Origin of the sequence: Sedimentibacter hydroxybenzoicus DSM 7310 (genome assembly GCF_013403245.1) — a bacterium.
Classification (GTDB): domain Bacteria; phylum Bacillota; class Clostridia; order Tissierellales; family Sedimentibacteraceae; genus Sedimentibacter; species Sedimentibacter hydroxybenzoicus.
In genome coordinates this window covers 124,742-132,216 of sequence record NZ_JACBNQ010000007.1, presented here as the reverse complement: position 1 = coordinate 132,216, position 7,475 = coordinate 124,742, and the positions used below count along the sequence as shown (strand labels likewise).

The 7,475-nt window shown below is 33.4% G+C and carries 10 protein-coding genes and 1 pseudogene; 1 reads left to right on the top strand and 10 read right to left on the bottom strand.

Annotated features, from left to right (window positions below; genetic code table 11):
• Positions 1–214: 214 nt before the first annotated feature.
• Genes lipB through HZF24_RS08400 form a run of 4 tightly spaced genes read right to left on the bottom strand, consistent with a single transcriptional unit; the run spans position 215 to position 2,994 of the window.
• Positions 215–892: a lipoyl(octanoyl) transferase LipB gene (gene lipB / locus HZF24_RS08415; RefSeq protein WP_179237857.1), complete on the bottom strand. Its 678-nt coding sequence runs from the start codon at positions 890–892 to the stop codon at positions 215–217.
• Positions 893–1,756: a lipoyl synthase gene (lipA, locus tag HZF24_RS08410; protein WP_179237856.1), complete on the bottom strand. Its 864-nt coding sequence runs from the start codon at positions 1,754–1,756 to the stop codon at positions 893–895.
• A gap of 9 nt (positions 1,757–1,765) precedes the next feature.
• The gene (locus HZF24_RS08405; protein ID WP_179237855.1) at positions 1,766–2,008 is read right to left on the bottom strand and encodes a biotin/lipoyl-containing protein; all 243 of its coding nucleotides are present in this window, start codon (positions 2,006–2,008) and stop codon (positions 1,766–1,768) included.
• Positions 2,009–2,022: 14 nt separating this feature from the next.
• Positions 2,023–2,994 (bottom strand): lipoate--protein ligase, encoded by a 972-nt coding sequence (locus tag HZF24_RS08400; protein ID WP_179237854.1) that lies wholly within the window; start codon positions 2,992–2,994, stop codon positions 2,023–2,025.
• 286 nt (positions 2,995–3,280) lie between these two features.
• Here HZF24_RS08400 and HZF24_RS18965 point away from each other — a divergent pair.
• Positions 3,281–3,403 (top strand): annotated as a pseudogene (locus HZF24_RS18965) (type II toxin-antitoxin system PemK/MazF family toxin); the annotation flags it as partial.
• On the opposite strand, the gene HZF24_RS18960 reads toward HZF24_RS18965, so the two are convergent.
• The 6 genes from HZF24_RS18960 to HZF24_RS08370 form a co-directional block, all read right to left on the bottom strand.
• Complete coding sequence (locus HZF24_RS18960) at positions 3,386–3,652, bottom strand: hypothetical protein (RefSeq protein WP_246346012.1); 267 nt, start codon at positions 3,650–3,652, stop codon at positions 3,386–3,388. The pseudogene HZF24_RS18965 and the gene HZF24_RS18960 overlap by 18 nt on opposite strands.
• Positions 3,653–3,792: 140 nt before the next feature.
• The gene (locus tag HZF24_RS08390) at positions 3,793–4,479 is read right to left on the bottom strand and encodes a hypothetical protein (protein ID WP_179237852.1); all 687 of its coding nucleotides are present in this window, start codon (positions 4,477–4,479) and stop codon (positions 3,793–3,795) included.
• 2 nt (positions 4,480–4,481) lie between these two features.
• Positions 4,482–4,805: a PadR family transcriptional regulator gene (locus HZF24_RS08385; RefSeq protein ID WP_179237851.1), complete on the bottom strand. Its 324-nt coding sequence runs from the start codon at positions 4,803–4,805 to the stop codon at positions 4,482–4,484.
• 159 nt (positions 4,806–4,964) lie between these two features.
• Positions 4,965–5,459, bottom strand: coding sequence for a GNAT family N-acetyltransferase (locus tag HZF24_RS08380; protein ID WP_179237850.1), 495 nt, complete (start codon positions 5,457–5,459; stop codon positions 4,965–4,967).
• Positions 5,460–5,597: 138 nt separating this feature from the next.
• A complete protein-coding gene (locus HZF24_RS08375) occupies positions 5,598–5,744 on the bottom strand; it encodes a hypothetical protein (RefSeq protein WP_179237849.1) in 147 nt (48 codons plus the stop codon).
• Between the two features lie 222 nt (positions 5,745–5,966).
• The gene (locus HZF24_RS08370) at positions 5,967–7,427 is read right to left on the bottom strand and encodes a phosphodiester glycosidase family protein (RefSeq protein WP_179237848.1); all 1,461 of its coding nucleotides are present in this window, start codon (positions 7,425–7,427) and stop codon (positions 5,967–5,969) included.
• Between the last annotated feature and the right edge of the window lie 48 nt (positions 7,428–7,475).

The following is a 7,475-nucleotide window of genomic DNA, read 5'->3' as shown; positions in this document are numbered from 1 at the left end:
ATTATACCTGTTTTTGCCAACCAAAAAAAGCTTTTTCTTTATTTGTTACTTTTTCTTAACTCATGCGTTTGTCGTGATGATTTAATATGCATTTGGTTTAAATAATTGATGAAAAAGCATTATTATTCTAAATTTTTTCTGATTATTCAGCTACGCCTCCTTGCTTAAGATGTTCAGACGTCAACGGTTATATATTTAAACAAATACTATATGCTTATTGCAATATACTTTCTAAGCTGCATTCATTTATATCATCATATCCAAAAACATCACAAAAATATTTTGCCACAAGGTCAATCATAGTATTTAAATCTAGCTCCTTATCCAATAATCCTTTTAATGAAGTAACACCTTTATCATGTATACCGCATGGGATTATCCATTTAAAATGATCGAGATTTGTATTTACGTTAAATGCAAAGCCATGCATTGTCACCCATCTTTTAATAAAAACACCTATTGCGGTAATCTTATTGTCATCAACCCATACTCCCGTATATTTCATATCCTTTGTATAAGCATCTATATTAAATTCTTCTTTTAATAATTTAATTATAACATCCTCTAACATACTTACATAAAGCTTTAAATCTTTACCATGATTAACAAGGTCGATAATGGGGTATCCTACGATCTGACCGGGACCATGATACGTTACATCCCCGCCACGATTTACATAGTTAACCTTGACATTATTTTCTTCTAAAAAGTCTTGTGGTACAATGATATTGTCATTGTCACCGCTTCTTCCGACCGTTATTATTGGGAAATGCTCCAATACGAGCAGGGTGTCACCGATTGCTTTATCTTGTCTTAATTTCACAAGTTCTTGTTGAATTTTGAAAGCTTCATCATATTCTATCTTACCTAATTTAATTATATTAAGCTGCATTTACTTCTCCTTGTTAAATACACCAGATGCTTCTTCTGCTTTGTATGAGCTTCTAACTAAAGGACCGCTGGCAATATATTTAAAGCCCTTTTCTTGTCCAACCTTTTTATACTCTTCAAATTTTTCCGGGGTGACATATTCCTTAAGCTCTATATGATTTTCTGATGGTCGCAGGTACTGACCTATGGTAAATATATCACAATTTACCTTTAAGCAATCGTCCATTACTTCATATACCTGCTCATCCGTTTCACCAAGTCCGACCATAATACCTGTCTTAGTTATTATATCCGGAGCTTTTTCCTTAACATACTTAAGAACATGCAATGATCTTTCATAATCAGCCTGGGGACGCACATCAGCGTAAAGATATTTAACCGTCTCAATATTATGGTTTATAACATTTGGATTTGCATTTATAACAATATCCAGATGTTCATGAACACCCTCTAAATCAGGTATAAGAACCTCTATTGTCGTATCAGGATTATACTTTCTTACAGCTTCTATAGTACTTGCAAAATGAGCAGCACCGCCATCGGCTAAATCATCTCTTGTAACACTGGTTATCACCACATGTTTTAAGCCAAGTGTTTTTACAGCTAATGCAAGATTAATCGGTTCTTCGGGATCAACCTCTGCAGCATGTCCGTTTGAAACATTGCAAAACCTGCAGTTTCTCGTGCAGACACTTCCTAAAATCATAAATGTTGCTGTTTTTTTCTTAAAGCATTCACCTAAATTAGGACAATTTGCTTCTTTACAGACTGTATTAAGTTTTAAATCAGCCATCAAATGGCTTACCTCATCAACCGCTTCTTTATTATAATTTACTTTCAGCCAGTCGGGCAACTTTCTTCCCATTTTTTCACCTCATTCTGCTATTTCTATTTCCGCTATTATTTCGTCTACTTTTACGTTATCTCCCTCTCTAAAATATAATTTAACTAATTTTCCATCTTCTTCACTTTCAATTTCACTGACAACTTTTTCGGTTTCGACTTCAAAAAGAACATCGCCTTTTTGTACATCATCTCCGTTTTGTTTGCGTAATGTAACCAATAAGCCACTTTCCATATTAGCGCTAAGCTTTGGCATTTTAATTAGTTTTATCATATTTACCTCCTGAATTAGAAAAAGCAATCAGCTAATTCCTCATAATTTATATTTAGTATACCTTTCAGAGAACTATACTCTTTAAGCTTGTTTACAGTATCAATATAGCTGTAACGCGAACCAATAATGTTTTCTTCTAATTCTCCACAAGTAAGATTGATTCCTTGAATATTACATTCTGTTACTATTCCCTTTTTAACATTTAACTTTACCTTTATTGCATTACCATTAACAGCACTTTCCTTTTCAAAATAAAAATCCGGTGAAGCTCCAAAGCTCCATTCCCATTTAGAGTATTTATTTTCAACAAGTTCGTTTACTGATTCTATTTGCTCCTGACTTATTTCATATTTTTCTATATCATCGGAAAACATTGCATCAGCAAACATTTTTTGAAACTCATCTATATTTATTGTAGTATCAATAAGATGTTCTCTTATATTGGTAACAATACTTCTTACTGATTTCACCGACTTCGATTCAATTTTTCCTTCGGTAGTTTTTAATAAATCATGAAGCATTGTTAAATCTGCAGAAAACAACAGCGTTCCGTGATGTAAAGCTCTGTTGCCTTTTATAGTCTGAGCACTTCCCGATATTTTTTTACCATCTATTGCTATGTCACTGGTTCTTCTTTTTTCAGCTTTAACTCCGATTGAATTCAATGCATTTATTACAGGTATAATAAATTTATCATAATCTATAAACGTATTTTTATCATAATCAGTTATAACAGAGTAGTTTAAGTTACCTCTATCATGAAAAACTGTGCCGCCGCCTGTATTCCTTCTGGCTACTTTAATATTATTTTGTTCTATTGCCTTAATATTTATTTCTTCATAGGCGTTTTGATGCTTTCCCATAACAATACTGTTTTCATTTTTCCATAACATAAAGTACGTATCATCTTTTAAGCTATTAAATATATATTCCTCTAAAGCAAGATTAAAATATACATCATCGCTGATACTTTCGATATATTTCATTAATTCACTCCCTGACTATGTATATATGTAGAAATATGTTTAAATTATCATAGCACAACAAAAAACCTGTTACAATAAATTAAAAAAATAACAAAAAATTAACTACATCATAATGAATAAATTAAATATACGATTTTTTTAACTAATTTGTTCCAGCCCTATGTATTGAATGTTTTACAACAACAAATTTGTTGTGTTTTTTCACAATTCAGGGAGGATTTGAAAACTTCGATGGTGAATATGAATCCATATAAACAGATTGGTGAACTCCAAAATGTAAAGAGCTATGGTAAGACAAGGAGATATTATTAAATTAGACTTCAATCCGCAAAGTGGTCATGAACAAGCCGGTTATAGATCTACCGTGGTTATAAGCAATGACTTTTTTAATTCAAAAGTCAACATGACCTCTTTCTTCTTTAATTTTTTTAAGCATTTCAAGCGTAATATCAAATGGCTCTGCATTGCCATGTGTAGCAGTCCCTATTGCTATAACACGGGCATCAGGAAGGGTGAAATTATCAGGAAGCAATAATTGACGATATTCGTAATCCTGTTTAGGAAGAATGAAATATAATACAATATTAAATAATAATATCCCCAAAATAACAGTGGCTAAAATAAAAAGCAAAATCGATTTTTTTTGAATTTTAATCATTATATACCCTCTAATTAATAAAAAGAATTTCGGGGACGTACCTTTTAGGTCCGTCCCCGTGATGTATTACCATTATAATCCATTACATACAAAAGTACAATGCCTATTCTGACAAACGTCAGATACTATGGCAATATTAATTAATTCAAATCCTGTATAAAGTTCTTTTTATTACTTGCTAATTTATTAATATTTTTAGTATTTAGGTATTTTACTATAAGATATGAAATTCCTGATGTAATCACTATATAACCCGCATTAATCTCTCTTATGTTCTGTTTGTCGTACATAAAGTAGAACATAATTGATACCGATAAAAACAATGCTATGGGGATTATTGAACCAATTTCTTTCTTAAATCCTTTTTCCATGCTGAACACAGGGTTTATCAGCCCCTCTGTTATAAAGCTGAGTATTACCATAGTGAAGTAAAATACAATCATAATCGGATCAGCATTCCAGATAAAATTCCCACTATATGCACCAACAGCCAATACAAGAAACCAACCAAAAAAATATCCTGACAGCTTCAGTAAAAATCCAAGAAAAATCTCATATTTACATGGGCCTCCGCTGTTTTTTATAATATCCTGAGCAAAGCCTTTTACGTCACTGCCGATTGCATCATGTAAGGTTTTATTTCTTAATTCAAATTCCTGAGCCATCCCAATCAGATCTCTTTTTATTACCTGTGCATCATAAGAATTAACCTTAAATATACTCATGCCCTTCATGATATCTTTTATTGTCTGCACATCATCATCTCTTAATGTTTTTATTTGTACTTCATTTTCCTTTTTAAGTAAGAGCATTTCATTCATAAACATATTTATTCCCCTTTCATTACTTTATCAACTGATTCCTTTACATCGTTCCATACCGTTTGAAATTCATTTAAAAATTCCTCCCCTGTTTCAGTTAAGAAATAATATTTTCTTTTCGGTCCAAGAGGAGATTCTTTGTACTTGGACGTTATAAATTTTTTTCTCTCAAGTCTTACCAAAATGGGATAGGTTGTGCCTTCTCTTACATCATCAAAACCATAATCCTGTAAACGGGATATTATTTCATACCCGTACGTTTCTTCATCACCGATTATTTTCACTATGCATCCTTCCAATGTTCCTCGTAATAATTGTGATTTATCTACCACATTCTCCTCCTACCTTGCACTGCATAATAGTTAACTATATTGTACCGCATAGTAGTTGTTCTGTCAACCTTAAAAGAAAATTCCACATAAAGATAATTTTGATTGCAAAAAAATAACCATTAAGGGTTTCACCTCAACGGTTATAAATTTTGTATAGTCCTACAATATGAGTTCCAAAAATCTTGTTCCTTCAATGGGGTTATAGACATATGGTTCTATATCATAGAATCCTAATGAAGCATACAGCTCCTGTGCTTTTTTCATTGTCGGAAGAGTATCAAGTCTCATATATCTGTATTTTAATTTTTTTGCTTCTTCGATTATCATAACAATGAGCTTTTTACCTATTCCCAATCTTCTATATTCATCACGAATATAGAGTCTTTTCATTTCACATATATCTTTTGAAAGCCTGCGAAGAGCAACACAACCGGCCGATTTACCGTTAACTGATGCCAATATCAAAATTCCGTCAGGCGGTTCGTATTTTCCGGGAAGTGAGTTAATCTCTGACTCAAAATCCTGAAAATTTAAGTCTACTCCTAAAGATTCCGCATATTCCAAAAAAAGCTGCCGTATTTCTTCTATCATATCTTGACTGCCTATATATTTAAACTCAATAACTTGTTCATTATTATCTGAAATAGATTTCATATACGCTCCTCATCTCTTACAATAAAGCCATTTTTAAATAAAAATTACCTAAATAATCTCCGCAAAAATTTCATATATATTTCCACCAGGATCGGCAAACAATGCGGTTCTTCCTAATAATTTTTTAAGTTTAACTTTCTAATTATCTTCTATCAAATCATAGTAAAATTTATCAATACTACCTTTTGGCTGCGACACAATTATTGAGTTGTATATACTTGATAGATCAGGATTATTCAGTATTTTATACGTAGCATCATTTACTTTATTTAGTAAGACGTTCACATAACAAATTTGTTCCAAAATATAACTATAATATATGATATGTCAAAAAAAATTCCGCAACGTATATGCGGTTAGCTCTCTAAAAGGGAGTATGATAATATGGTTACTATTCACAGTCAAATTCTGAGGTCTTTAGTTCGAATTTTAGATTTTGAAGGATGCTATCCTTCGCTATCGCTCAGGATGACAAGTTGTTAGGTAACTGTGAATAGTAACATAATATTACTTTGTACTTATAACAATTGAATTAGTGGTACTGTTCCAATCAACGCCGAAATTCAGTTGCTCTGCTATGTCTCTCAACTTGAAATAGCTGCTTGAATCTATGCTGTATGATGTCAGTTTTACTGTTTTTCCGTCTATATAAATATCTGATTTTGTCTCAGATGCTATTTTTATATTTCCGTCCTTCAGTTCTGACAGCTCTCCGCCTATAGATATATACTGGCTGTTCGTAATGAGATTGATTGCATTTTTACTTGCATCCCATTCAACGCCAAACTGCTTTTTACTGTTGTTAAGAAGCATCGCAATATCCCTTAACTTAAAATAGTTATTGTTGTTAATATTGTAAACATCAAGCGTTACTGTTTTTCCGTCTATTATAACGGGAGATGATGTTGGTGCTGCCGTTATTAATTCTTCCTTTTCTTCTATAAATGCCAGAGCGTTATTTATTTTTCTGCCGGACATATTTACATTGTATGAAGGATAGTACAATGCTATGGAACCGCCTCCGTCAAGGCACATTGCGTTCACGAGTCCCATACTTCTGCATGCCTCCGCAGCATTTGCTATTGTTGCGGAACCCATATTGCCGATTATTATGGTTCCGTCTGCTTTTGCTCCTATGAACGACCTTCCTGCACTGTTTATATTTATTTTCGCATCAGCAAATCCTTCCGCCGGTCCGTCAGCCGTTATCACACCGTTTATTATCAGGCTGGGACCCGCTCCCAATCCGCATACTATATCATTCCAATCCTCCGGGTTCGTAAATGTAGTATTGATTTTCACCTTGTAATATACCTCGTCATTTATTTTATAACGCTCATCAACAAGATATGAAGACGAGGAGTTGTACAAAATTGCAAAGCCATCGTCCGGAATGTTAAAATCCCAGGTCACTATGTCTGTAACCTTTCCATTTGTAACAACCACTGCCTTTGCTCCATCCGACATATTTACTGTGGTTCCGTATTCGGGAGTAAAAATTGTTATTGCTTCCGCTTCGGGACTATGATGGTTTATCCTCCATGGGATAGCCCGGTATACACCATTTACATATCCTTCAAACTCAAAGGAAAGTCTGTCCACTATGAGCCTGCCTTCGGATGTTATTCCAACAACGGAGCCTCCATTGCTTATATGAAGTACTTTATTGTTTTTAATCAAGGTTCCCCACGGAACGGGTGTTCCGCCGTACGCTTCAAAATATGTTCCATTTATTGCTGCAAAGGCCCCTGCATTTTTAGCCATATTTGCCAGTGAATCTGTTGTGTTCATCTGATTGCCTGCATTAAGAACCAAAGGCTTTATATTGTTCTCAATTTTTATATCCACATGATTGATATTTATTCCGTTAATGCTTTCGCTTATATATACTCCTGCTGCATACACAGGACCTGTGAAGAATATTGCTGCCATAAGCAGAAGAAATCCTATTTTTCTAAGCTGTTTCATTGTTACCTCCGATATTATGTCATTTTAAGTCATTTCCTTGATATATAT

What these genes read in the sequence shown, in the direction of transcription:
- lipB (WP_179237857.1), bottom strand. Translation starts at nt 892, where the DNA reads ATGCAGCTTAATATAATTAAATTAGGTAAGATAGAATATGATGAAGCT.
- HZF24_RS08400 (WP_179237854.1), bottom strand. Translation starts at nt 2,994, where the DNA reads ATGAAATATATCGAAAGTATCAGCGATGATGTATATTTTAATCTTGCT.
- HZF24_RS18960 (WP_246346012.1), bottom strand. Translation starts at nt 3,652, where the DNA reads ATGATTAAAATTCAAAAAAAATCGATTTTGCTTTTTATTTTAGCCACT.
- HZF24_RS08390 (WP_179237852.1), bottom strand. Translation starts at nt 4,479, where the DNA reads ATGTTTATGAATGAAATGCTCTTACTTAAAAAGGAAAATGAAGTACAA.
- HZF24_RS08380 (WP_179237850.1), bottom strand. Translation starts at nt 5,459, where the DNA reads ATGAAATCTATTTCAGATAATAATGAACAAGTTATTGAGTTTAAATAT.
- HZF24_RS08370 (WP_179237848.1), bottom strand. Translation starts at nt 7,427, where the DNA reads ATGAAACAGCTTAGAAAAATAGGATTTCTTCTGCTTATGGCAGCAATA.
- lipA (WP_179237856.1), bottom strand. Translation starts at nt 1,756, where the DNA reads ATGGGAAGAAAGTTGCCCGACTGGCTGAAAGTAAATTATAATAAAGAA.
- HZF24_RS08405 (WP_179237855.1), bottom strand. Translation starts at nt 2,008, where the DNA reads ATGATAAAACTAATTAAAATGCCAAAGCTTAGCGCTAATATGGAAAGT.